Annotated in this window: 21 protein-coding genes; 12 read left to right on the top strand and 9 right to left on the bottom strand. The window is 39.6% G+C overall.

The annotated features are described in order from the left end of the window. Positions 1-657: 657 nt before the first annotated feature. The 5 genes from WCP78_RS00600 to WCP78_RS00580 all read right to left on the bottom strand — a co-directional run bounded on the left by WCP78_RS00600 (position 658) and on the right by WCP78_RS00580 (position 6,067). On the bottom strand, positions 658-1,341 hold the full coding sequence (locus WCP78_RS00600; RefSeq protein WP_336278581.1) for a YdcF family protein: 684 nt from the start codon (positions 1,339-1,341) through the stop codon (positions 658-660). A gap of 3 nt (positions 1,342-1,344) precedes the next feature. After that, a complete protein-coding gene (locus WCP78_RS00595; RefSeq protein ID WP_336278580.1) occupies positions 1,345-2,298 on the bottom strand; it encodes a cell division protein FtsX in 954 nt (317 codons plus the stop codon). Next, complete coding sequence (ftsE, locus tag WCP78_RS00590; RefSeq protein ID WP_336278579.1) at positions 2,291-2,950, bottom strand: cell division ATP-binding protein FtsE; 660 nt, start codon at positions 2,948-2,950, stop codon at positions 2,291-2,293. Before ftsE ends, WCP78_RS00595 begins: the two co-directional genes overlap by 8 nt. Before the next feature lie 241 nt (positions 2,951-3,191). Beyond that, on the bottom strand, positions 3,192-5,150 hold the full coding sequence (gene acs / locus WCP78_RS00585) for an acetate--CoA ligase (protein WP_336278578.1): 1,959 nt from the start codon (positions 5,148-5,150) through the stop codon (positions 3,192-3,194). A 224-nt stretch (positions 5,151-5,374) separates the two neighbouring features. Beyond that, positions 5,375-6,067, bottom strand: a complete 693-nt coding sequence (locus WCP78_RS00580; protein WP_336278577.1) for a YggS family pyridoxal phosphate-dependent enzyme — start codon at positions 6,065-6,067, stop codon at positions 5,375-5,377. 162 nt (positions 6,068-6,229) lie between these two features. On the opposite strand from WCP78_RS00580, the gene leuS reads away from it, so the two are divergent. Both leuS and lptE read left to right on the top strand, forming a co-directional pair. Continuing rightward, positions 6,230-8,854 (top strand): leucine--tRNA ligase, encoded by a 2,625-nt coding sequence (leuS, locus tag WCP78_RS00575; RefSeq protein ID WP_336278576.1) that lies wholly within the window; start codon positions 6,230-6,232, stop codon positions 8,852-8,854. Beyond that, a complete protein-coding gene (gene lptE, locus WCP78_RS00570) occupies positions 8,841-9,422 on the top strand; it encodes an LPS assembly lipoprotein LptE (RefSeq protein WP_336278575.1) in 582 nt (193 codons plus the stop codon). Before leuS ends, lptE begins: the two co-directional genes overlap by 14 nt. Here lptE and fsa read toward each other — a convergent pair. Next, entirely contained in the window at positions 9,419-10,072 is a 654-nt protein-coding gene (gene fsa, locus WCP78_RS00565) for a fructose-6-phosphate aldolase (RefSeq protein WP_336278574.1), read from the bottom strand. The genes lptE and fsa overlap by 4 nt on opposite strands. Before the next feature lie 369 nt (positions 10,073-10,441). Here fsa and WCP78_RS00560 point away from each other — a divergent pair, with 369 nt between their 5' ends. The 8 genes from WCP78_RS00560 (at position 10,442) to WCP78_RS00525 (ending at position 20,826) form a co-directional block, all read left to right on the top strand. Next, positions 10,442-12,637, top strand: coding sequence for a primosomal protein N' (locus tag WCP78_RS00560; protein ID WP_336278573.1), 2,196 nt, complete (start codon positions 10,442-10,444; stop codon positions 12,635-12,637). Between the two features lie 356 nt (positions 12,638-12,993). Then, positions 12,994-13,578 carry an ATP synthase F1 subunit delta gene (atpH, locus tag WCP78_RS00555; RefSeq protein ID WP_336278572.1) on the top strand — a complete coding sequence of 195 codons (585 nt, stop codon included), beginning with the start codon at positions 12,994-12,996 and terminating at the stop codon, positions 13,576-13,578. Further along, positions 13,578-15,113 (top strand): F0F1 ATP synthase subunit alpha, encoded by a 1,536-nt coding sequence (gene atpA / locus WCP78_RS00550; RefSeq protein WP_336278571.1) that lies wholly within the window; start codon positions 13,578-13,580, stop codon positions 15,111-15,113. Before atpH ends, atpA begins: the two co-directional genes overlap by 1 nt. A 22-nt stretch (positions 15,114-15,135) precedes the next feature. After that, positions 15,136-16,047, top strand: coding sequence for a F0F1 ATP synthase subunit gamma (locus WCP78_RS00545; RefSeq protein ID WP_336278570.1), 912 nt, complete (start codon positions 15,136-15,138; stop codon positions 16,045-16,047). 19 nt (positions 16,048-16,066) lie between these two features. After that, entirely contained in the window at positions 16,067-17,659 is a 1,593-nt protein-coding gene (gene atpD, locus WCP78_RS00540; RefSeq protein ID WP_336278569.1) for a F0F1 ATP synthase subunit beta, read from the top strand. 74 nt (positions 17,660-17,733) lie between these two features. Next, positions 17,734-18,150, top strand: a complete 417-nt coding sequence (gene atpC, locus WCP78_RS00535; RefSeq protein ID WP_336278568.1) for an ATP synthase F1 subunit epsilon — start codon at positions 17,734-17,736, stop codon at positions 18,148-18,150. A 22-nt stretch (positions 18,151-18,172) separates the two neighbouring features. Beyond that, entirely contained in the window at positions 18,173-19,828 is a 1,656-nt protein-coding gene (locus tag WCP78_RS00530) for an MFS transporter (protein ID WP_336278567.1), read from the top strand. 2 nt (positions 19,829-19,830) lie between these two features. Then, on the top strand, positions 19,831-20,826 hold the full coding sequence (locus WCP78_RS00525) for an HlyD family secretion protein (RefSeq protein WP_336278566.1): 996 nt from the start codon (positions 19,831-19,833) through the stop codon (positions 20,824-20,826). 222 nt (positions 20,827-21,048) lie between these two features. On the opposite strand, the gene WCP78_RS00520 is transcribed toward WCP78_RS00525, so the two are convergent. Next, positions 21,049-21,318 (bottom strand): hypothetical protein, encoded by a 270-nt coding sequence (locus WCP78_RS00520; protein WP_336278565.1) that lies wholly within the window; start codon positions 21,316-21,318, stop codon positions 21,049-21,051. 242 nt (positions 21,319-21,560) lie between these two features. Between WCP78_RS00520 and ispG the strand changes: the two genes are divergently transcribed. Further along, entirely contained in the window at positions 21,561-22,802 is a 1,242-nt protein-coding gene (gene ispG, locus WCP78_RS00515) for a flavodoxin-dependent (E)-4-hydroxy-3-methylbut-2-enyl-diphosphate synthase (protein ID WP_336278564.1), read from the top strand. 64 nt (positions 22,803-22,866) lie between these two features. On the opposite strand, the gene WCP78_RS00510 is transcribed toward ispG, so the two are convergent. After that, the gene (locus WCP78_RS00510; protein ID WP_336278563.1) at positions 22,867-23,769 is read right to left on the bottom strand and encodes a polyprenyl synthetase family protein; all 903 of its coding nucleotides are present in this window, start codon (positions 23,767-23,769) and stop codon (positions 22,867-22,869) included. A gap of 279 nt (positions 23,770-24,048) precedes the next feature. On the opposite strand from WCP78_RS00510, the gene rpmF reads away from it, so the two are divergent. After that, positions 24,049-24,228, top strand: a complete 180-nt coding sequence (gene rpmF, locus WCP78_RS00505) for a 50S ribosomal protein L32 (protein WP_336278562.1) — start codon at positions 24,049-24,051, stop codon at positions 24,226-24,228. A 462-nt stretch (positions 24,229-24,690) separates the two neighbouring features. On the opposite strand, the gene WCP78_RS00500 is transcribed toward rpmF, so the two are convergent. Then, positions 24,691-25,278 carry a CarD family transcriptional regulator gene (locus WCP78_RS00500; protein WP_336278561.1) on the bottom strand — a complete coding sequence of 196 codons (588 nt, stop codon included), beginning with the start codon at positions 25,276-25,278 and terminating at the stop codon, positions 24,691-24,693. Between the last annotated feature and the right edge of the window lie 4 nt (positions 25,279-25,282).

Genomic DNA, 25,282 nt, shown 5'->3' with positions numbered 1-25,282 from the left:
AACAATAACTTCCTGTAACCAACATCGTATATTGTTAGAGAGATGGTTCCATTGTGTGATTGAGCATGATACAGTAACGATAATAAAAAAGAGCTGTTTATCTCATATAATAATATATTTTTTATTGGAGAAAAGCATAATTTAACATGTCGTTTTGATACTTTTTCCCGTTCTTTAAGGGTGTCAATTGCATCGAAAATTATAGGAATATATGTATTCTTCGTCTATTGCCCTCTTGTGTATTCTAACATTTAGTAAATGCTCAATGTCGCTATTTTTAAAATAGCCAGTCAATTTTATCTTAAGCATTCAAATTTAATTCACGAAAAGGCGCTCTATCAAGTGTTTGTTTAAACGAAACACCCGATGGGTATGGGTGATGAATGAAATGGATACCTCATCATTTTTCTTTGTTAAATTATTATAAGCAGGAGTGTACGATCCAAAACTTATTCAGGAAACAGCTTTTTTATTTTGGGTCTCATTTTTAAATTTTAAAACTGTGTTTGTTTAAAGAGGAGTGGCGGATATCAGAATCAGTTTGTGTAGGAAAGTGGACATTTCAGTGGTTATTTTTATGCAAGATTACTGTGTCTTGGATTCTTAAATGGTGCAAGTAGGGTACTTTTAAAATGTATAAAAACTGATGCGCAAAGGTCAAAATATGGTTCTAATATAAACTCCGATAGTTTTGGTATATTCGAATGCCAGAATGCGTATTTGATTGATTTGTTGTATTGAGTTTTCAGGACTGCTGTTTTTAACAGGATAGGCAATAAAATTTACGTTGGGCATTAAATATTTTAATTCACGCAGAGAACGCCACATGTGATAATCATGGGTAACGATATAAATTGTTTTATAATGATACTTTTTGATCCAAGCGGTGCTTTCTTCTGCATTTCCTTTTGTGTTAATTGCTTTATGTCCGATATCAATGCAACAGGTAAAGAGCTTCTGGTTGAATGGATGAATATGATTGATGCGTATGAGACTGGAGAGGTTAGTTGTTGCGTTTACCCCGCTAATTAATAGTCGCGAGCCAAATCCTTGTTGTAAAAGATCTAGTCCTGTCTTTATTCGATTTTCCCCACCTGTAAGAACAATGATCGCATCTGCTTTTAATAAAGGATTTGGTGGTTGAAGTTGTCCAGTTTTTTCAGAAAAAATAATAAAGCCGATGCAAAAGAGGAAGATGCCCACCAAAAGAGAAAGCGCTGTCGGTGGAAAATAGCAAAATAAACGACGAGGGCACCATATATTGAATATGGTTCTCTTTCGGGATGAAAACTCTAAATTGTTCTCTTTTAATGATTTTAGGTCATGTGAGTCGTGGGTCATAAATCAAAATAAGCCGTTTTCACATTGGTCGATGTTTTTCAGTTGTGCCAAAATTGTCATTCGATTTGTGAACATGGTAAGGCAAGAAACAAACAAAATAAGACAAATGATTTTCCCATAAGGAATGGAACTTATGGAAAGATGTCCAAACAAAGCAGTTACTTGGATGGCTTCAGCTTTGCTTAAGTTATAATTTGTCCAGAAAGAAAAAACACAAAATAGCAAGATGCTTGTGGCGCCGCCATATACTGCACCGCGTAGTGCAGTTTTAAAAAAATGCCAGTCAAATTGCCGAGCAATGAAAAGCGTTTCAGTGCCGAGGAAGTATAGTACATTGATAATATGAGAATTTTCTGCCAATGCGTTACACGTTGCAAAGATAATTGTGAGTATCAGAGATCCTAAAACCAGTATTAAAATTGAAAAACCGATAACAATAGTTGTATGTGCCATTGTTGTAAAACGATTTATCCAAACACGATGACTATCAAACTGAGCTCCTGGAATTTTTGTTTTGATTGCTTGAGTGATCTCGTGGAAATTAATCTTTTCATTCTTTTTCAGTGTGACGATGATGAGGCGCGGAATTGGCAATTCGTTTAAGTTAAGACCTGCTCCAAGCCATGGTTCAAGCAGTTTTTCAGTGGATTTTTCATCAACAATTGTAGCGTTTTGTACACCATGAAATGTTTTAACCAATTTAACTGCATCAAGAAGAGCTTTTTCGATATCAACATTTTCAATAGGGCGTATTTGGATTGTTGCCTCATGGCTAATTTGATTGCTCCAATTTTTGGCGGCATTTTGCACTAAATCAACACCGACCAATGTCAAACTGGATAGAAATGTCATAATCGCAATGACTGCAACCAATGCTTTTCCAGAAATGTTGTCTCTGGGAATAATAGCAGTTGCGGCTTTTGTATTTCTTGTAAAAATTGGAAAAATTTTATTCATGAATTGTCATCCGTCCGTTATGGAGAATCATACGTCGCGCTGCGACTTGTTCCATCAACGCGACATCATGAGTGGCAATGATGACAGCTGTTCCAAAGCGGTTTAATTCAATAAATAGACGCAACAAGCGTTTTGCTAAAGGTGGATCAACATTTCCTGTTGGTTCGTCAGCTAAAAGAATTTCTGGTTGATCAATGAGCGCTCTCGCAATTGCCACTCTTTGTTTTTCTCCACCAGAAAGAACTGGTGGTAAAACATGAATATGATTTCCAAGGCCGACCCAACGTAAAAGATCTTCCACTTCACTGCGATAAGTGGCCTCTTCTTGTCCTTTAATACGTAAAGGTAAAGCGACATTTTCATAAGTTGTCATGTGATCAAGCAAACGAAAATCTTGAAAAACAACTCCGATACGTTGCCGCAATGCAGGGAGCTCTTGTCGTCTAAGTAATGCTGTATCGGTTCCAAATAAATCAATATGACCTCTAGTTGGTCTGAGCGCCAAAAACATTAAGCGCATCAATGAGGTTTTACCTGCTCCAGAAACACCAGTTAAAAACTGAAACGATCCGGGAGGAATATAAAAGCTAATATCGCGTAAAATCTCAGGACCCATCCCATAGCGCAAACCGACGTTTTCAAAATGAATCACTTTTAGTTACCACTCCTGAATCTATATTGAATCATATTGTAGGGCATTTTGCTATCATTGCTTCAGATTCTTGTTAGTTTTTATTCAATTGTTTTCTGTTTATATTCAAAAACCCTGTTTATTTTACAAGACAGTGAAAATATTATTATTGCTCCGTTATTTTTTCACTCCACTGGCAATTTTAGCAGGAATATTAGGGCGATTCTAGCAAAAACACTTAAGATATTGTTAATACTTTGCATTAAACAGTACTCTCTTTGTTTTGGCGGTTGGCAATAAGATTGTCAATGACTTGTGGTTCGGAAATGGTTGAAATATCTCCTAAATTATCAAAATTATTTTCGGCAATTTTGCGCAGAATACGTCTCATAATTTTTCCTGATCGTGTTTTAGGTAGCTGTGGGCTAAACTGAATTTTATCCAAGATAGCAATGGATCCTATTTCCTTTTTGACATGCTGAATAAGATCTTGACGCAACTCTTCACTTGAGGTTGTGCCTTCCATTAAGGTCACAAAACTGTAAATACCCTGTCCTTTAATAGGATGAGGATAACCAACAACAGCTGCTTCTGAAACACTGGGATGAGAAACAAGTGCTGATTCAATTTCAGCTGTTCCTAATCTATGTCCAGAGACATTAAGGATGTCATCAACACGTCCTGTAATCCAGTAATAGCCATCCTTGTCTCGCTTACAACTATCGCCGGTAAAATATTTTCCTTTATACGTAGAAAAATAGGTTTGAATGAAGCGCTCATGGTCGTTATAAAGAGTGCGCATTTGGCCAGGCCATGAATCAATAATGCAGAGGTTTCCAGCTGCTTCGCCTTCCAGACTATTTCCTTTCGTATCAATAACTTGAGGTTGAATGCCAAAGAAAGGACGTGTCGCTGATCCTGCTTTAAGCGGTGTTGCACCGGGCAAGGGGGTAATCATATGTCCTCCCGTTTCTGTTTGCCACCATGTATCGAGAATGGGACAGCGACTGTTGCCAATCGTATGATAAAACCATTCCCATGCTTCTGGGTTAATAGGCTCGCCTACGGTGCCAAGAAGACGTAAGGATGTTCTTTGTGAGCGTTCAACAAAGGAATTTCCTGCACCCATTAAGGTGCGAATAGCAGTTGGTGCAGTATAGAGCGTATTGACTTGGTGTTTATCAACAATTTCCCAGAATCTGCTTGGGGTGGGAAAGGTTGGAGAACCTTCAAATATTAAAGTTGTCGTTCCATTACATAACGGTCCATAAATCAAGTAAGAATGGCCAGTAATCCAGCCAATATCAGCAGTGCACCAATAAATGTCTCCTAGATGAGAATCAAAAACATATTGATGTGTCATTGATGCGTAAACAAGATAGCCACCTGTTGTATGCAGAACACCTTTGGGTTTACCTGTTGAACCTGAGGTGTAAAGGATAAAAAGTGGATCTTCAGCGTTCATTTTTTCTGGTGGACAATCAGTTTTGGCATGGGGTATTTCTTCATGATACCAAAAATCACGTTTTTGAACCCAGTCAATTGCTCCACCGGTGCGTCGAATAACCATGACTTGATCTACATGTACGTGGTGGTGTGCTGCGATAGTGATAGCATGATCAATATTATCTTTTAACTTGATCAATTTTCCTCCACGCAACCCCTGATCAGCTGTAATGATGAAGGTTGATTCACAGTTGACAAGGCGTTCTGCTATTGCTTCAGGAGAAAAGCCGGCAAAAATAACTGAATGAATAGCACCAATGCGGGCGCAGGCCAGCATAGCATAGGCTGCTTCGGGGATCATTGGTAGGTAAATAGTTACTCTGTCACCTTTTTTTACACCGCGATCTTTTAAGATATTAGCAAAACGACAGACATGTTCATAAAGCTCGCGGTAGGTTATTTTTTTATCATGATAAGGATTATCTCCTTCCCAAATCAGTGCGATATGATCACCGTGGTTTTTTAAATGACGATCAATGCAGTTATAGGCAACATTTGTTACTCCATCTTCATACCATCGAATCGATACGTTATTGTTAAATGATGCGTTTTTTGCTTTTGTATAAGGTTTAAACCATGTAATGCGTTGGCCATGTTTTGCCCAAAAAGCTTCTGGATCATCGATGCTCTCCTGATACCATTGTTGATAGGTATCCTCATCGATTAAAGTATTTTTTTTGATATCAGCTAGGATTGGATAGATTTTTTCAGACATATTTCCCTCCCTAAATTTATTGTTTGAAAAAATGAACTATCGTATTTCTTGACAGAATCCTCTCGCAGGTTTCTCTTTGAAATCAAGGATTCACCTTTTAAATTAGGTTAAATTACCGCAGTTTGTACTGCCAATTTTCAAAATATTATGTTGATTATATCTAAAGGAATATTTTACGCTATCTTTTGGCGTTGCAACAATAATATTAGAAAAGAAAAATGAGATCAAGTAGAGCGTTTTCCAAATAAAGCTGAGCCAACGCGAAGAACATTAGAGCCGAATTGAAGAGCAGTTTCGAAATCGTTGGACATTCCCATAGACATTTTTGGTAGACAAGCTTTTTTTGCGAGCTTTGCTAACAAGGCAAAATAGGGGCCTGGGTTTTCTTGTGCTGGTGGTATGGCCATAAGGCCAATAATATCAAGCCCATATTGATTTTTGCATTGGGAGACGAAAGGGATCACTTCTTGTGGTGCAATGCCACTTTTTTGGGGCTCTAACCCAATATTGACTTGAACGTAGCAGGGAAGATACTTTTTTTGTTTTTGCATTTCTTCAGCTAAACACTTGGCTATTTTTTCACGATCAACAGTTTGAATGACATCAAAAATTTCAACGGCTTGTGCTGTTTTGTTGGATTGTAAAGAACCGATGAGATGAAGCTCAATGGAATTAAATTGTTGCCGCAAGCGAGGCCATTTTTCAGCGGCTTCTTGAACGCGATTTTCTGCAAAAAAAGATTGGCCTACTTGCAAAAGGGGGACAATGTTATCTGCAGATACAGTTTTTGAAACGGCGATAAGTTGAACTTCTTCTAAAGAACGGTGTAGATCTTGACATGTTTTAGCAATGTCTTTTTTAAGTTGTTTCCATGCTTCAATGGAAGATATGGGAGGAGTGGTGTGGAATGTACCCATGTTTTTATGCTTTCTGTTTTTGCTGAAAGATTGGCAATTCTTTGTAAAAGCTTTGAAATACTTAGTAAAATATTTACTGAAAATCTTGACGATGAGATTAATTCATGATGAATCATGAAACAAGTTTTTTGGTTCAATTTTATTTAAAAGAGTATCGCAGGAATGACAACCGAACGCTATAATCCACGTGTCCAAGAAAAAAAATGGCAAGCGATTTGGGATGAAAATAAAATTTTTCAGACCATACAGGGAGATCAGCGTGAAAAATATTATGTTTTAGAGATGTTTCCCTATCCTTCTGGTCGCATTCATATGGGGCATGTGCGCAATTACGCTATGGGAGATGTTGTTGCACGCTATAAAAGAGCAAAGGGGTTTAATGTGCTTCATCCCATGGGATGGGATGCTTTTGGTATGCCAGCTGAAAATGCTGCTATGCAAAATAAGGTGCATCCCAAAATTTGGACGTATCAAAATATTGAGGTGATGCGTGGACAATTAAAGCAGTTAGGGCTTTCTCTGGATTGGTCGCGTGAATTTGCGACGTGCGATGTGGAATATTACCATCGCCAACAAATGTTGTTCCTTGATTTGTATCAAAAGGGGTTAGTTGCACGCAAAGTGGCTAAAGTAAATTGGGATCCTGTTGATCACACTGTTTTGGCGAATGAGCAAGTTATCGATGGAAGGGGTTGGCGTTCTGGTGCATTGATTGAACAGCGTGAATTAACACAATGGTTTTTTAAAATTAGTGACTTTAGTGAAGACTTATTGGCAGGGCTTGAAGAACTTGAACAGTGGCCGGAAAAAGTCCGCATTATGCAAAAAAATTGGATCGGTAAGTCACAGGGTTTATTAATTCGCTGGGCTTTGAAGACAACAGATAGTGTTGATGGTATTTGTGAGGCATTTAAAGAAGTTGTCTGTTATTCGACACGACCTGATACGCTCTTTGGAGCTTCTTTTTTGGCGCTGTCTGTTGATCATCCTATTGCACAAGCCTTAGCGCAAAAAGATAAAGCTCTTAGTACTTTTATAAAAAATTGTCGGTGCGGTGGAGTGACAACTGAGGCACTTGAAACCGCTGAAAAACAAGGGTTTTGTACATCTCTTTTGGCTATTCATCCCTTTAATCCAACGGTGCATATTCCTGTTTATATTGCCAATTTTGTGCTCATGGATTACGGAACTGGAGCTATTTTTGGGTGTCCTGCTCATGATCAAAGAGATTTAGATTTTGCACGTAAATACAACCTTCCCATACGGCCAGTGGTTTTACCAGAAGGAATGGATGCTAAGGATTTCATCATTTCTGAAACAGCTTATACCGGTGATGGCGTGTTGATCAATTCAAGCTTTTTAGATGGTTTAACACCCAAACAGGCTTTTGAAATGGCAGCGAAACAGCTTGAAAAGCAAGTGCTAAATGGTCAACCTCAAGGAAAAAAAACAGTGCAATTTAGATTGCGTGATTGGGGTATTTCGCGTCAGCGTTACTGGGGATGTCCGATTCCTATGATCCATTGTACAACGTGTGGAGTCGTTCCTGTGCCGCGTGCCAATTTGCCCGTTATATTGCCTGATGATGTAACGTTTGATCAGCTTGGCAATCCTCTTTCACGTCATGAAGCGTGGCAAACGGTTGAGTGTCCTTCTTGTGGTCAGCCTGCTAAACGTGAAACCGATACCATGGATACATTTGTGGATTCTTCTTGGTATTATGCACGTTTTACTGATCCCTGGGCACAAGATCCTGTTGACAAAAATAGGGCAGTTGAATGGTTGCCTGTGCAACAATATATTGGCGGGGTTGAACACGCAATTTTACATCTGCTCTATGCTCGTTTTTTTATGCGAGCCATGAAAATAACTGGTCATGTAACTATCGATGAGCCTTTTAAGGGTCTTTTTACTCAAGGGATGGTTGTTCATGAAACTTATCGAGACGATAAGGGATGGGTTTCACCAGCAGAAATTGCAATTGTTGAAAAAGATGGAAAACGTCATGCTTATAAATTAACCGATCAAAGTGAAGTAACGATTGGTTTGATTGAAAAAATGTCAAAGTCAAAAAAGAATGTCGTTGATCCTGATGATATTATTGCGTCCTATGGAGCAGATACGGTGCGCTGGTTTGTGTTATCGGATTCTCCTCCTGATCGGGATGTTGTCTGGACAGAGGCTGGTGTTGAAGGAGCTCATCGTTTCATACAGCGTATTTGGCGTTGTGTGGCTTTGAGTGCTCCAGTTTTGAGAGAAGTGGTTCCATGTGCAGGGCGTCAAGGTGAAGCTTTGGAATTTTCAAAAGTAGTGCATCGGACGCTTTGCGCTGTGGAAGATGATTTGGAAAAGCTTGCATTTAATCGGGCGATTGCACGCCTTTATGAATTCTTGAATGTTATGACACCCTTATTAAATAAGGTGCAGAGTCTTGAAGATGAAATGAAAGCCTCTTTGCGTCAAGCAATCGATTTTTTTCTTGCTATGATCGCACCTATGATGCCTCACTTAGCAGAAGAATGTCATGTTGCTTTGGGAGGAAAAAAACTGATTTCTGAACTTCCTTGGCCTATTTATGATGCGGCGTTAACTATTGATGAGTTCTATACTTTGCCGGTACAGCTTAATGGGAAAAGACGTGGTGAAGTGACTGTTGCAGCAACGGCTAATGAGGCAGCAATTGAAGAAGCTGTTCTAGCTCTTGATTTTGTTCAAGTGCATCTGCTCGAAAAGCCAGTTAAAAAAATGATTATTGTTCCAAAAAGGATCGTTAATGTCGTTTTTTAAAAGTTGTATTTTTTCTCTTTTTGTTATCTTATTCACTTTATGCGGGTGTAAAGTTGAGCCGCTTTACCGTGAGGTGTCTGCTGTATCCCAGAATTCAACGGCGATGGATTCTGTTTCCTATGGTCAGCATTCAGGAAAGAATGCTTTGGGACTTTCTGCAAAGCTTGCGCAGATTGTCATTGAAGAGCCTTCAGATCATTTTAGCCAAATGGCACGCAATCATTTGTTATTTCTCTTATATGGCAACGGGAGTACACCTTCTGCACCAGCTTATAAATTAGCGCTGCAGACGTCAGTGTTCACACAGGCGTCTGTGCAGGTAGATATTGATAAAGAAAAGGGAGGACGCTCTTCTGTCGGAACTGTAATAGGCAGAGCTTTCTACACCTTACAAGATATAAAAAATGCACCTATTTCAAAGGGGCTGGAAACTGTAAGTGTATCTTTTGAGCGACTCCGTCAAGCATATGCGACGTTGCAGGCAGAAGAAGACGCACAAAGGCGTGCGGCTGAAGAATTAGCTGAACGGATTTTTATATCACTTTCAAGAGATCTGCTAAAGCACTAAGCGATATTTTGTCCGGTTTTTTTCCAATCATTTAAGAATATTTGTAAGCCTTTATCGGTTAAAGGATGATGGATCAAAGCTTTTAAAATTTTGGGTGGCATAGTTGCGACGTCTGCACCACTTAGCGCTGCTTCTTTGACGTGATTAATAGTACGAATTGAGGCGGCTAAAATTTGGGTTGTAAAGCCATAATTGTTATAAATTGTGCGAATTTCATGAATTAGTTTACTGCCATCTGTTCCGCAGTCGTCTATTCTACCGATAAAAGGTGAAATAAATGTCGCGCCTGCTTTTGCTGCTAATAAGGCTTGATTGGCAGAAAAACAGAGTGTGAGATTTGTTTTGACTCCTTGTGCTGTAAGAGCTTTACATGCTTTCAATCCATCAAGTGTTAAAGGAAGCTTGATACAAATATTATCAGCAATTTTTGCTAGCACAGCTGCTTCTTTCATAATGTTTTCAAATTCGGTTGCGGCAACTTCGGCAGAAATAGGTCCATTGACGAGGGTACAAATTTCTTTTGTAACATCAAGAATATTACGTCCCGATTTTAGGATGAGGGAAGGATTGGTGGTGACGCCATCAACCAAACCTAAATTTTGTAACTCGCGGATATCTTCAATATGAGCACTATCCACAAAAAATTTCATTTTAAATCTCCTTGGTTTTTAAGTCTCTTTTATTTAAAATCTTTGATGTTTCATTCGTGTTTTTATTATGCGCTTCTGTTTATCACAAAAGCAAGAGAAAGGAATAAGTGTGCTTGAATAATGAGTGGGAAAGGAAGAGTTTAAGTATTGGGAGTACGTAAAATGTGAGACGAATTTGTTTATGCTGCTTGTATTGAATGTGAAGTAAAAATGGTTACTGTCAATAGTGGTGTTATTGGGAAAAGACAAAATAATAGCTCATATAAAAGAGCTTTCTTACAAAGCGTAAGATGTCAAAGAATAAAGTGCAAGGGTAATGTTGCTATAAAAGGGCTTGTTAAGAAACTGATACAAAAGGTGAAGTAAAGCGTGACAGAGGAAAAAATTGTTTCGGTTTTGGTGCCCCTTCCTGTTGCTCATGCTTACAGTTATCAGGTTCCATTTCTTATGGAGATAGAAGTTGGCTCTTTTGTTCGTGTTCCAGTGATGGGACGTGAAGTTTGTGGTTTTGTGGTTGATGTTGGAGAGCAGACAGAAAAAGCTGGTAAAATGGTTGTTTCTGCGGGGAAGAAGTTACGTTCTATCCTCCATGTTTTTGATTGTCCTCCGTTAAAAGTGGAGACAATAAATTTCTTGCGGTTTGTTAGCCAGTATACAATGGCTCCTCTAGGTCTTGTTGCTCGATTAGTTTTGTGTGTACCAGCCGCTTTAGAACCAGAAGCGCAGACACCAGGATTGCGCTATTGTGGGGGAAATGTGGATCGTTTAACACCAGCACGGTCAAGGGTTTTGAAATTGGTGCGTGATGGTGAGGTTTGGACACGTTCTGGTCTTTCTCATGCAGCAGGCGTTTCTGGTTCTGTTGTTGATGGGCTAAAATCACTTGGAATTTTTGAAGAGGTTATGATACCAGCGCCTGACCTTGTGGCGAGACCTGATCCTGACTTTTGTCCTCCTGTGTTAGAAGGAAAACAGGGCGAAGCAGCAGCACTATTGCGGAAAGGTGTTTTATCTTTTCAGTTTCAAGTTTTTCTACTTGATGGTGTTACGGGATCAGGAAAGACGGAAGTTTATTTTGAAGCAATTGCTCAGGCGCTTATATGTGGCAAACAAGTTTTAATTTTATTGCCGGAAATTGCTTTAACACAGCAATTCTTAGATCGTTTTTATGCGCGCTTTGGAGCAGCAGCAGCAGAGTGGCATTCAGATTTAGCTCCGCGTCGTCGGGAGTGCGTGTGGCGGCAAGTTGCAGAAGGACGAGTGCGGGTTGTGGCAGGAGCACGTTCGGCGCTTTTTTTACCTTTTCAAGATCTTGGATTAATTGTTGTTGATGAGGAGCATGATGGTGCTTATAAACAAGAGGAGCGCATCTTCTATCATGCACGTGATATGGCGGTTGCGCGGGGATCTTTTGAGCATTTTCCTGTTATTTTATCTTCAGCTACACCATCAATTGAAAGTCAGGCAAATGTCTTATGGGGGCGTTATCAACAGGTAAATTTACCATCGCGTTTTAAGGCGGCAGAACTGCCACAATTGCAAGTGGTGGATATGCGTAAAGAAGCTATGCAACGGGGACGTTTTATTTCCTCTGTCCTTGAGAAGGCTTTAACACAAACCATCGAAAAGAGGGAGCAGGCACTCCTTTTTCTTAATCGGCGTGGTTATGCACCTTTAATTTTGTGCAGAGTTTGTGGACATCGTTTTCATTGTACAGATTGTTCAAGCTGGCTGGTTGAGCATCGTTTGCAAGGTCAGCTTAAATGCCACCATTGTGGTTATCATCAGCCAATTCCAGAAGCTTGTCCTAAGTGTGGGACTTTAGATCATCTCGTGGCTTGTGGACCCGGGGTAGAAAGAATTGCTGAGGAAGTACGGATGCTTTTTCCGCAGGTGCGATCGTTGATTCTGTCAACCGATCTTAAAGGTGGGATTCGTCAATTAAGAAGCGAATTGGAAGCTATTGCCAATGGGGATGTGGATATCATTATTGGAACCCAGCTAGTTGCTAAGGGACATCATTTTCCTGGGTTATCCTTAGTAGGAGTGATTGATGCTGATCTTGGTCTTGCTAATGGCGATTTACGTGCGGCTGAACGCACTTTTCAACTCTTGTCTCAGGTTACAGGTAGGGCAGGACGTATGGGATTAAAAAGTGTAGGGCTATTGCAAACCTACCAATCTGAGCATCCGGTGATACAGGCTTTGCTTTCACAACAACGTGAAGATTTTTATACGCATGAGCTTATAACGCGTCAGAATTATCATCTGCCACCTTATGGGCGACTTGCTTCTTTGATTATATCTTCAGAAAAGCGAGAAGACGCAGAGTATTATGCACGTACGTTACGCCGCACTGCACCACAAGAAAAAGCTGTTTCTGTGATGGGACCTGCGGAAGCGCAGTTGGCTCTTGTGCGGGGGCGTTATCGTTTTCGACTTTTGTTGCAAGGGCAGCGCTCTTTTGATATGCAGAGGTTTATTCGTGTAATGCTTGCAAATGCACCCAAAATGCCAAGTTCAGTTCGCATTCAAATTGATATTGATCCGCAAAGTTTTTTCTGAAAACAAAGCAATATAAGTGGAAATTTTTTCGTTTTACAAGTTGTTTTTAAGAGAAATATTTTTCTGTTTTGAATCATTTATAAAAAATAGAAATGTTTCAGAACTGCCAGATAGAGATACAGAAAAAACACTGTGATGACCTATATTCTAAGAAATTGTTTTCAAGAGTATTTTAAAATTTTATTTAGAATCTTTAGAAAGCTTCATTTGCGGTGTTGCGAGTCGGTTTTGTCTATGCTAAAAACCGAGAAGTTTTCTGTTCTGGGTTTTAAGAAAGATTCTTAAAACTTTGGATGTTTGGTTCATTTTATCTGGTAATTATCAGAGAGTTGCTCAAGGGAAAGAGGCGGTATTTCGTGTCGGATTCATTTTCTCTTATACCGCTGCCATTGGTATATCAACGCTATGCGCAGGCGCTTTTCGATTTTGTTCAAGAAGCTGGATCTGTTGGAAATGTTGAAAAAGCAATAGCGTCTTTTTTGGCTATGTTGGATCAAAATGAAGACTTAAAGCGCTTTGTTCAAAATCCATTTTCTTCAGTAAAAGAGCAAGTTGGGGTCATTCGTTCTGTCTGTAAAAGTTTCGGTTTTGCTGATAAGGATGCTGGACGGATTGTATGTGATTTTTTGTGTGTTATCGCGGCAAACCGTCGACTTTGTGCTTTGTCTGGTATTTTACACGCTTTTCAGCGTCGTGTTGCTTTTTCTCGTCGAGAAATTTCTGCACAGATTATTTCTGCGCGTGCGTTAAGTTCCGATCAAGAAGAGGAATTGCGGGTGACTTTGGAAGGTGTCGTAGGGGGAAAGGTTTTGCTATGTATTTCTGTTGATCCGACAATTCTTGGTGGACTGATCGTTCGCTTAGGATCATTTCAGATTGATACATCTCTTGTGGCGCAGTTATCTTCGCTTAAGCTTGCATTGAAAAAAGAGGTCAGCTGATGGACATTAGACCGTCTGAAATTTCAAAAATTCTAAAAGAGCAAATCGGAAACTTTGACCAAAAGGCTGAAGTTTCAGAGATTGGTTGGGTTTTATCTGTGGGTGATGGTATTGCTCGCGTTTATGGTTTGGATAATGTCCAGGCGGGTGAAATGGTTTCTTTTTCAAATGGCGTGCGCGGTATGGCATTGAATTTGGAAGTCGATAATGTTGGGGTTGTGATTTTTGGTTCGGATCGTGGTATTCGCGAAGGGGATTGTGTTAAAAGGTTGGGCACTATTGTGGATGTTCCTGTAGGTCCAGAACTTCTTGGACGTGTTGTAGATGCACTTGGAAATCCTATAGATGGTAAAGGGCCTATTAAGTCCGCAGAACGTCGTCGTGTTGATGTTAAGGCTCCAGGTATTATTCCGCGTCAGTCAGTGCATGAGTCAATGCCTACGGGATTAAAAGCTATTGATGCGCTTATTCCTATTGGACGTGGCCAACGTGAGTTAGTGATAGGTGACCGTCAAACAGGAAAAACAGCAATCTTGCTTGATACATTTTTAAACCAGAAACCTTTTCATCAAAAAGGTGCTGGGCGAGATCAGGATAAAGTGTATTGTATTTACGTTGCTATTGGTCAAAAACGTTCGACGGTTGCTCAATTTGTTAAAGTTTTGGAGGAACGTGGAGCACTTGAATATTCGATTATTGTAGCTGCTACGGCTTCTGATCCTGCTCCTATGCAGTTTATAGCGCCTCTTGCTGGTTGTGCAATGGGGGAGTATTTCCGTGATAATGGTCAACATGCTTTGATCGGTTATGATGACCTTTCAAAACAGGCCGTTGCTTATCGTCAAATGTCTCTTTTGCTTCGTCGTCCACCTGGTCGTGAAGCTTACCCAGGGGATGTATTCTATCTTCATTCTCGCCTCTTGGAGCGTGCTGCAAAGCTGAATGCTGAAAATGGTTCTGGATCTTTGACGGCTTTGCCGGTCATTGAAACACAGGCAAATGATGTTTCTGCTTATATTCCAACTAACGTTATTTCTATTACCGATGGACAAATTTTCCTAGAAACAAATCTATTTTATCAGGGAATTCGTCCTGCCGTGAATGTTGGTCTTTCTGTGTCACGTGTTGGTTCTGCTGCACAAATCAAAGCAATGAAGCAAGTTGCAGGATCTATCAAAGGTGAATTGGCGCAATATAGGGAAATGGCGTCTTTTGCGCAATTTGGTTCAGATTTGGATGCATCAACTCAGCACCTTTTAAATCGTGGTGCACGTTTGACTGAACTTTTGAAACAGCCGCAATTTTCTCCACTTAAAATAGAAGAACAAGTTGTTGTCATATTTGCTGGTGTGAATGGTTATCTTGATGCACTGGCTATTTCTGATGTTGGTCGGTTTGAGCAGGGTCTTTTGACACTTTTGCGGAGTGATCATCAAGACATTTTGCAAGAGATTGCTGGTCAAAAGCAATTAACAGATGTAATTAAAGAGAAATTGATTGCTATCCTTAATACTTATGCGAAAAAGTTTTCGTGATTATAATTGATGGAATGCTTAAATGGCGTCATTGAAGGATCTTAGAGACCGTATCGCCTCGGTTAAGGCAACGCAGAAAATTACGAAGGCCATGCAAATGGTTGCTGCTGCAAGGCTGCACCGTGCGCAAGAAGCTGCAGAGTCAGCACGGCCTTACGCTCAGCGGATGGCTACTATTCTGGCTAATGTTGCTGCTGATGTTGATGTTGTTGATTCTCCCCCTTTAATGCGTGGAACTGGGCGAGATGATGTGCATCTTTTAGTGGTTTGTACTGCTGAGCGTGGTTTATGTGGTGCTTTTAACGTGCAAATTGCGCGTCGTGCTCGCGAGCAGATTGAAACATTGCTTGCTGCTGGTAAAATAGTTAAGATATTAACTGTGGGCAAAAAGGGAGCAGATATTTTACTGCGTAATTATAAAGCTCTGATGGTTGATCACATTGATTTGCGTTTGGTAAAACGAGTTGGTTTCGCAGAAGCGGCAATGATTAGTCAGCGTATCGTTGACTTATTCAATGAAGGTGCTTTCGATGTGTGTACACTGTTTTACTCTGAATTTGTTTCAGTGATCAATCAGCGTCCAACGGCTTTTCGCTTAATCCCGACAATTTCTTCGACAGAACAGGTCGAAGAAAAGAATGTTGCTGAAAAAACAGGAAAAAATCAAGCTCTACAATCAACAGTTTATGATTATGAGCCTGATGAGGCCTTTCTCTTAGACGAGCTTGTGTCGCGTAATCTTTCAGCGCAGATTTTTCGGGCTTTGCTTGAGAATGTCGCTGGAGAGATGGGTGCTAAGATGAGCGCTATGGACAATGCATCACGTAATGCAGGTGAAATGATTAATAAATTAACCGTGACTTATAATCGTCAGCGTCAGGCACAGATCACTACAGAATTGGTCGAGATTATTGCGGGCGCGGAGGCGCTTTAAATTGAAAAGGTAAGGATTGATGGTAAAAGCAGTGACGTCAAGCAAAGGAACATCAAAAGCTGAAGAAAAGAAACCAGCTGCTCGTTCAAGCGTGAAGAAAACCGCCTCAAAATCTCAAGTTGGCGTAAAAGATTCTTCTACTTCTGTATACACTCCTCCTAAAGATGTGAAGGATAAAGGTTCAGTTGGTGAGATCAAGCAAATTATTGGTGCTGTTGTTGATGTGCAATTTGAAGGCGAGTTGCCAAATATTCTTAACGCGTTAGAAACAGACAATTTAGGGAATCGATTGGTATTGGAAGTTGCGCAGCATTTGGGTGAAAACACAGTGCGTACAATCGCTATGGATACGACCGATGGTCTTGTGCGAGGTCAAAAGGTTTTTGATACAGGAACACAAATTAGTGTTCCTGTTGGAGAAGAGACGCTCGGCCGTATTATGAATGTGATTGGAGAACCGGTTGACAATTTAGGACCAATCCCTTCAATAAAAAAACGTTCTATTCATCAAGAAGCTCCCCAGTATGTTGAACAGTCAACAGTATCAGAGATTCTTGTCACTGGGATTAAAGTGGTTGATTTATTAGCGCCTTATTCTAAAGGTGGTAAAGTTGGCTTATTTGGGGGAGCTGGTGTCGGTAAAACTGTTTTAATTATGGAGCTTATTAATAATATTGCAAAGGCTCATGGAGGTTATTCGGTATTTGCTGGAGTTGGAGAGCGCACGCGTGAGGGAAATGATCTTTATTATGAGATGATCGAAAGTCGTGTGAATGTAAATCCAAAAGAGAATGATGGTTCAACAAAGGGTTCAAAATGTGCACTTGTTTATGGGCAAATGAATGAACCACCAGGAGCTCGTGCGCGTGTTGCTCTTTCAGGTTTGACCATTGCGGAAAGTTTTCGTGATGAAGGTCAAGATGTTCTCTTTTTCGTGGATAATATTTTCCGTTTTACGCAGGCAGGTGCTGAAGTGTCTGCTCTTTTAGGACGTATCCCTTCTGCTGTGGGTTATCAGCCAACTTTGGCAACGGACATGGGAGCTTTACAGGAGCGCATTACCAGTACTAAAACAGGATCTATTACCTCTGTTCAGGCTATTTATGTTCCTGCTGATGATTTGACTGATCCAGCGCCCGCGACATCTTTTGCCCATTTGGATGCAACAACAGTTTTGTCTCGCTCAATTGCTGAAAAGGGTATTTATCCAGCAGTTGATCCACTTGATTCTTTTTCACGGATGTTAGATCCATTGATTGTAGGTGAAGAACATTATGCTGTTGCAAATCAGGTTCAAACTATTTTACAGCGGTATAGATCGTTGCAAGATATTATCGCTATTCTTGGAATGGATGAGCTTTCCGAAGATGATAAGTTGCTCGTAGGGCGGGCACGTAAAATTGAACGTTTTCTTTCACAACCTTTTCATGTGGCTGAGGCTTTTACTGGTTCGCCTGGAAAGCTTGTCTCTTTGGAAGATACAATCAAAGGGTTTAAAGGTCTTTGCATTGGTGATTATGATGATCTGCCGGAAGCAGCTTTTTATATGGTCGGTTCGATCGATGAGGCCATTGAAAAAGGAAAGCGACTTATTACAGAATCTTCTTCGTAAAAGAAAATTGATAATGATGCTACGATGAGAGATTCTCTTATATGGGTCTTTTTTTGGTCTTTGTGGAGGTCACCGTGGAAAACAATAGAGTAGAGTGTTTTTTGTTTGAGCTTATGTCGCCTGAAAAGCTAGTTTTTTCAGAGCAGGTGACATCTGTTGTTCTTCCTTCAGTTTCGGGTAATCTAACGGTTATGGCTCGTCATGCTCCTTTGGTAGCAAGCATTATGCTAGGAAGTATTCGCGTTTTATCTTCTTTAGGTGAAAAGTTGTTTGTCGTTAGTGGAGGTGTTGCTGATATTACTTCTTCAGGTTGCTTTATTTTGGCAGAAAAGGTTGTGGTTGTGGAGCATCTTACCTTTGATCTGTTAGAGCAGAAGGTTTTGCAAGTGCGTGCGGCATTAGAGGGAAAAACAAGCAATGAAGCAAATGGAAAAGTGGAAGAATTTTTGTGTCAATTGACAAATGTTGATGGTATTTCGATGAAGGCATGACGGATCTGTAGGAAGAAGCGACATGAGCGGTAAAAAAGATGCGGTTATGTCTGCTGAAAAATCTGAGCCTTTTCCTCATCCTAGGACTATTTTTGCGGGGTCTTTACCGAAGTGTTTTGTTTATATTTTCGCTTCGTTTATTTTGCAATGGGCTTATGGTCTAGGGGCGAATGTTGTTCAATCTAACATTATCCAGCTTACAGGAGATTTTCATGCAACCATGACTGAAACTATGTGGTTGGTTGCTGTCTATATGGCTCCAAATGTAAGTGTTGCAATTATGTTAATTAAAATTCGCTACCATTTTGGGCTTCGTGCTTTTGCAGAATTATCAATCCTTGGGTTTTTGCTGGTTTGTGTTTTGCAGTTATTTGTGACAGATTTGCGTTCTGCTTTGATCGTTCGTTTTTTTGCTGGTATTGCTGCGGCACCATTGGCTTCACTTGCCCTTCTTTATATGATGGAGGCTTTTGCACCAGCAAAGAAATTTACTGTTGGTCTTAGTTTAAATTATATGAATGCGAATTTAGCAGCGCCTTTGTCCCATTTAATTTCACCTAATTTGTTAGAAAATGGTGGATTTTTTGCTCTTTCAGCAGTGGAAATGGGATTAGTTCTTATCAGTTTAGGGTGTATTTTTTCTCTTCCACTTACCCCTGTTGCACGCAATAAGGTCATTATGAAATTGGACTGGGTGAGTTATGGTCTCATTGCACTTGGTCTTGGGTTAAATGCAGTGATTATGTCTGTTGGCTCATTGTATTGGTGGTATGAGGCTCCGTGGATTGGTTGGGGATTTGTACTTGTTATTTTGTCTTTAGTTACTGCAATTATTATTGAACTCAATAGAGAAAAACCATTAATTGATTTTCGTTGGCTTTTTAGTAAAGAAATGTTGCAACCCGTTCTTGTTTTACTAGTTTTTCGTGTTCTTTTATTGGAAAATTCAACTTTAGCACCGGCATTTTTTAATCTTTTTGGTCTGTTGAATTCTGAAATGGCTCCTATGTATCTTGCGGTTGTATTGGGGACTCTTGTAGGAGGGAGTATTTGTGTCTTTTTTTTACGTTCTGGCCGTGAAGATTATTTTTATCTTGTTTCTTTGAGTTGTTTGGCGCTTGGATCTTATTTGGACAGTTATGTAAGCCAGTTAACGCGTCCGCAAGATATGATGTTAAGTCAAGGATTGATTGGTTTTGCTTATACACTTTTTTTATCGCCTGCTCTTTTTAAGGGATTTATGATGTCCAGTGAAAGAGGACCTCGTTATGTTTTAAGTTTTATTACGATTTTTTTGCTGACGCAAATGACAGGCGGATTAATGAGTTCAGCCTTTTTTGGTAGTTTGCAGCTTTTTTTTGCTCACATGCATTTTGAGCGTTTAACGCAGAATATTGTTGTTACAGATCCTCTTATTTCAGGTGGTGGGATAGGTGCTTTATTTTCGCCTTTTTTTAGCGCTTCAGTCTCACATGCTTTTGGGGAGACTGGCCACGGCTTGTCTGAACTCATTGAGAAACTTAAGTTAACTGCGAATATCTTTGCCTATAATGATGTTTATCGACTTTATTTTTATATCTCAACAGTTGTATTTGTTATTTTTCTTACAAAAATGTGCTTAAAATCATGTTCTTTGATAACATTTAAACAGCAAAGTAATGTTAACAAAGAGGAGTAAAAATGATAAGATTAGTATTACGGTCGAAGAAAACAATTATTGCATTCTTATCAGGTGCGGCTGGCATTTTGTTGATTCTATGGGCTTGGAAATTGCCCCCTTTTGTCAGTGCAATTCAAATGACTGATAATGCTTCAATTAAGGGTAATGTTACTTTTGTTAGCCCGCAGATCGCCGGTGTAGTTGCACGGATTTATGTTCAAGATTATCAAAAAGTTGAACAGGGGATGCTCCTATTTGAGCTTGATGATTCTCTTTTTCAGCAACAACTTGCTCAGGCTCAGGCTGTTCTTAGTTCAAAAAATGCAAAACTTGCAAGTATTGTATTGCAGGATCAGATTTTGCAGGGAGAAATTAATATAGCTGAAATCGAGTTGGCTCGTTCCCAGACATTTTCTAATGCTCTTTCTGGAAACAAGAAGCAGAGCTTTGATGGTGCTTCTCGTCCTCTTTCACAATTATTGGCTGCCCTTGAAACAAAACGCCAATTGCAAAAGCAATTGAACCTTGAACGCCAAAGCTTACAGTCAGAAGTTGATGGAGCAAAAGTTGGTGTCGAATTGGCTAAACTTAATCTAAGGCATACTAAGATTTTATCTCCTCGAACGGGGCATGTTGGACTAGTTGGTGCACGGGTAGGACAGTATGTTTTGCCTGGTACACAATTGGTATCGGTTATTTCTGATGATATTTGGATTATTGCCAATTATAAAGAAACGCAACTTTATCAGATGCGTGTTGGGCAGCCTGTTGTTTTTTCTGTTGATGCATTGAATAATAAAAAATTAACAGGGCGGGTTGACCGTTTTGCTCCTGCAACAGGTTCAGAGTTCTCGTTGTTAAAAACAGATACTGCAATCGGTAACTTTATAAAAATTGCGCAACGTGTTTCTGTTCGTATCGTTTTAGATCCTGGACAATCTGGAACTGAGAAACTTATTCCTGGTATGTCTGTAGTTACATATGTGGATACAGCTAAACACGTTTTTGGAGGTTAAGTTCTTGTTTTTTTTAAATTTTCTTTTTATAAGTTTTTCTTACAACAAGTGGATTTTAACCTTAGAAGATTTTTTTTGGTTTTTTATGTTATATATCTTTAAGTACTGTTTGAATTACTTTTTTTGATGAAAAAAGAATGTGCTGTTTTGTAACGCTGATCTTAAGTATAGAAAATGCCCGCATTAGAGCGGGCGCTTGAAGATTTTGCGATTGGAATATTTTTAATTTTTGCGCGTTAACAAAAAACTAGCTAAAGCTATTCCTGCAGCTAATGCAATGGTTTTTTTAGGGTTTTCTTTTACTTGTTTTTTCAACTCTGTAGCATGTTTGTTTAAATGAGAGAGTGCGTGGCAGCTTTTTTGTTTCCATGTGTTAAGTATGCCAGATATGTTATCAAAATGCCAACTGTGCTCAGGGGTCAATTCATTTTTAAATTTTGTAATGCCTTTTTTAATTTCAGCATTTTGAGAATGGGTCAGAAATAGACGCATCTGTTTAGCTCCTTCATATTGTATACTGTTTGATGGCAGTTGGAATTGTATTTAGGTTTTGGTATAATAATGATTTTAAACTTGAAAAGTTGCATGGATTGCGCCGTGTATTGGCCAATGGTGGCAAGTCACGAACTCTGGTGAAATGAAGGAGTTTTCTTTAACATATTTCGCAAATTTTACTCTGACAAGCGTTGCCATAGTGATAATCGATAGCATAGATTTGAAAATTGAAGAATTTGGTGAATACAGTGTATTATTTATCTAGACCTTTGAAACGACGCCAATCTGTGGCTGTTTCTGTTGGCAATGTAATTGTTGGTGGTGATAGTCCAATTGTTGTTCAGTCGATGACCAATACGGATACTGCTGATGTTGAGGCGACAGTTACTCAAGTGGCTGCTCTTTGGCGGGCAGGTTCGCAATTAGTTCGGATTACTGTTGATCGTGATGAAGCTGCTGCTGCTGTACCAAAAATACATGAGCGACTGGAACAATTAGGTATGTCTATACCCTTGGTAGGAGACTTCCATTATATTGGTCATAAGCTCTTATCAGAGCATCCTGCATGTGCTGAGGCACTTGCAAAATATCGGATCAATCCTGGAAATGTAGGTTTTGGTGTAAAAAAGGATCGTCAATTTGCAGAAATTATTGAGTTTGCTTGTCGGTATCGTAAACCTATCCGAATTGGTGTCAATTGGGGATCTCTCGATAATGTCTTGTTGACACAACTTATGAATGAAAATGCTCAGAAGGAAAACCCTTTATCTGTCGTTGAGGTCATGCGGGAAGCTGTTATTCAGTCTGCTCTTCATTCGGCTCTTTTTGCTGAAGAAATAGGTCTGGGGCGTGACAAAATTATTCTTTCTGCTAAAGTAAGTGATGTACAAGATCTCATTGCTGTTTATAGCACTTTGGCAGAACGTTGTGATTATGCACTCCATTTGGGATTGACAGAAGCAGGGATGGGAACAAAAGGTATTGTTGCTTCTTCTGTAGCTTTGGGAGTTTTATTACAGCAAGGAATTGGGGATACGATCCGCATTTCATTAACACCTGAACCTGGCGGAGATCGAACACGGGAAGTAAAAGTTGGTCAAGAGCTTTTACAGGTAATGGGATTTCGACAGTTTTTACCCGTGGTTGCTGCTTGTCCTGGTTGTGGTCGAACGACTTCGACAGTTTTTCAGCAATTGGCACAGAAAATTGAATCAGATTTATATAAAAATATGCCAGTATGGCGTGAAAAATATCCTGGTGTTGAAGGGTTGAAGGTTGCAGTTATGGGGTGCATTGTGAACGGACCTGGGGAGTCCAAACATGCTGATATTGGGATCTCCTTGCCTGGGACAGGCGAAAGTCCAGCGGCGCCTGTTTTTGTTGAGGGAAAGAAGGTTAAGACTTTGCGTGGCGATCATATTGCTGAGGAATTTGAGGAAATATTGGGTGATTACATTCATACACGCTTTGGACAAGGCTAAAATAAAAAATGCTTTGTGTGGTTCTTATAGCTTTTATTTTGGTATTTAAAACACAGGTAAGCTATTAATTTTTGCGTGTTGCTATAAAATGGGTAGCTTGCCAGAGAGGTTTAGCTTTCTCTCCAAAGGGTTGTAACAGTGCTTCTGCTTGAGCGATGAGTTCGTCTCGTTTTTTTTGTGTTTCTTGGATGCCATACATATGAACAAAAGTGGCTTTGTGCGCTGCGACATCTTTACCTGCTGTTTTCCCCAGAACTTCAGTGCTAGAGGTGACATCAAGAAGGTCGTCTGATAGTTGAAAAGCAAGGCCAATGTATGTACCAAAATCAGCAAGTGTTTGAATAACTGTGTTGGATGCATTACCAATAATTGCGCCTGCTTGGCAAGCAAAGCTTATAAGAGCTGCTGTTTTCATGCGTTGCAGAGTGATAATACTGTTACAGTCTTGTGGTTTCTTTTCAGCTTCAAGATCGAGTAGTTGTCCACCTATCATACCACCAAGTCCTGCTGAGTGGGCAAGTGCTGTGATCAGATTGATTCTGGTTTCAAAGGAAAGCTCACAGGCTTTATGCGCAATGATTTCAAAGGCAAAAGTTAAAAGTGCATTGCCTGCCAGAATTGCTGTGGCTTCATCAAATGCTACGTGGACAGTTGGTTGTCCGCGGCGCAATATGTCGTTATCCATGGCGGGAAGATCATCGTGAATGAGAGAGTAACAGTGAACACATTCTAAAGCTGCTGCAACGTTGAGAGCGTGTTGAACAGGAACATCAAAAAGTGCTGCACTTTGAATAATAAGAAAAGGACGCAGACGTTTTCCACCATTCAGTGTACCGTGGCGCATGGCTTTGATTAATATTTCAGGGCGAGCAATTTCACCATTTTGGACTTTATCATTTAATAGCGTATCAAGTTGCTTTTCAATGCTGTGAGCATGATTTGCAAGAAGGGTTGTAAATTCATGCATTCTTGCTTCCCTTTGTATGTTTTATAAAATAAGACTTTGAGATCTATAGCATACAGCTGTGGTTTTTTGCTTATTTTGTTTGCACGGGCTTTAATTGCTTATTTTAGTTGATCAGCACTTTATGCGGAAGTCATATGAAAGCCAAACAAAAAATTAAATGAGAGTCTAGTCAAAAGGATTTAATCAGTGTATAGATAAATCAAGTTTTCTGATGTTTATTGATAAGGTTTGTGTCGTTTTGATGCTGCCTGTTTTTTAGTATATTTGGAGTATCTCTTTATGGCTGTACCTAAACGAAAAACCTCTCCATCAAAACGGGGTATGCGTCGTTCGGCTGATGCCCTTAAGGCGCCAGCTTATATCGAAGATAAAAATTCTGGTGAGTTGCGTCGTCCTCATCATATTGATTTGAAAACAGGAATGTATCGTGGACGTTCAGTTTTGCCAGCTAAGGACTAAATTTTGATCTATCATCGGTGATGGGTGAAATATTTGATTTCATAAGTGAGTTGCAAGGGGGGAAGGAAAGATTTTTCCTATCTTCTTTGGGCGTGTTCTTATTTGTGTAGAAGTTTGCTGATGATGTAGGAAATTTCTTGATCCGGTTATTGGCATTGTTTGCGATGGAAAGCTTAACAATTTTTTTAAAGCTTTTTATGGGATGCGGAAAAATTCGGTAAACTTCTATCGGAATCATTCAATCCGATTGATGATATGGTTTTTTATTGAGTAATATTTAATAGAGTGTTTTAAAATACATTTTATTAAAAGGATAAAATTGCGATCCAATTTTATCAGTGTATTTTTATACAGAAACCAAGTTAATCTATAAGCATTCTTCTATGTGATGGAGTTTCAAATAAAAAACCAGCTAGGCGCTGGTTTTTTATTTGTTATAATTACATCAATGCAATTTTATTATTATGCAGCATAGATAGTGTTGCTGTTTGCATTGGTATCCTTTATATCGGTTTTAAATTCGCGCTTCGATCTGTTAGAGAGATGCATTTCTATAAGATTAATAGTTTCTGTTTCAGAAAGACTATTGATAACAGCAATTTCGCGAGCCATCCGCTCAAGCGCAGCAGTATAAAGTTGACGTTCAGAATAAGATTGTTCGGGCTGCATATCGGAACGAAAAAGATCACGGACGACTTCAGCAATAGAGATGAGATCTCCTGAATTAATTTTAGCATCATATTCTTGAGCACGACGTGACCACATGGTACGCTTAACGCGTGCTTTTCCTTGTAAGATTTTTAGTGCTCTCTCAACAGAACCAACAGCAGATAGTTTGCGCATTCCAACAGAAATGGCTTTTGCAATTGGTACTTTGACATCCATTTTGTCTTTAGCAAAGTGAATAACAAAAAGCTTTAGTTTATGCCCTGCAACTTCTTGATCTTCAATAGCTATGATTTGTCCTACTCCATGGGTTGGATAGACAATGTATTCAAAGGTTGAGAATCCTTTAGCATCAGAAGAAGAAGTGCTATATTGGGATGCCATTTTA

This window comes from Bartonella occidentalis (genome assembly GCF_037070875.1).
GTDB lineage: Bacteria > Pseudomonadota > Alphaproteobacteria > Rhizobiales > Rhizobiaceae > Bartonella.
The sequence above is the reverse complement of the archived record's forward strand: the minus strand, read 5'-3'. Positions and strand labels throughout refer to the sequence as shown.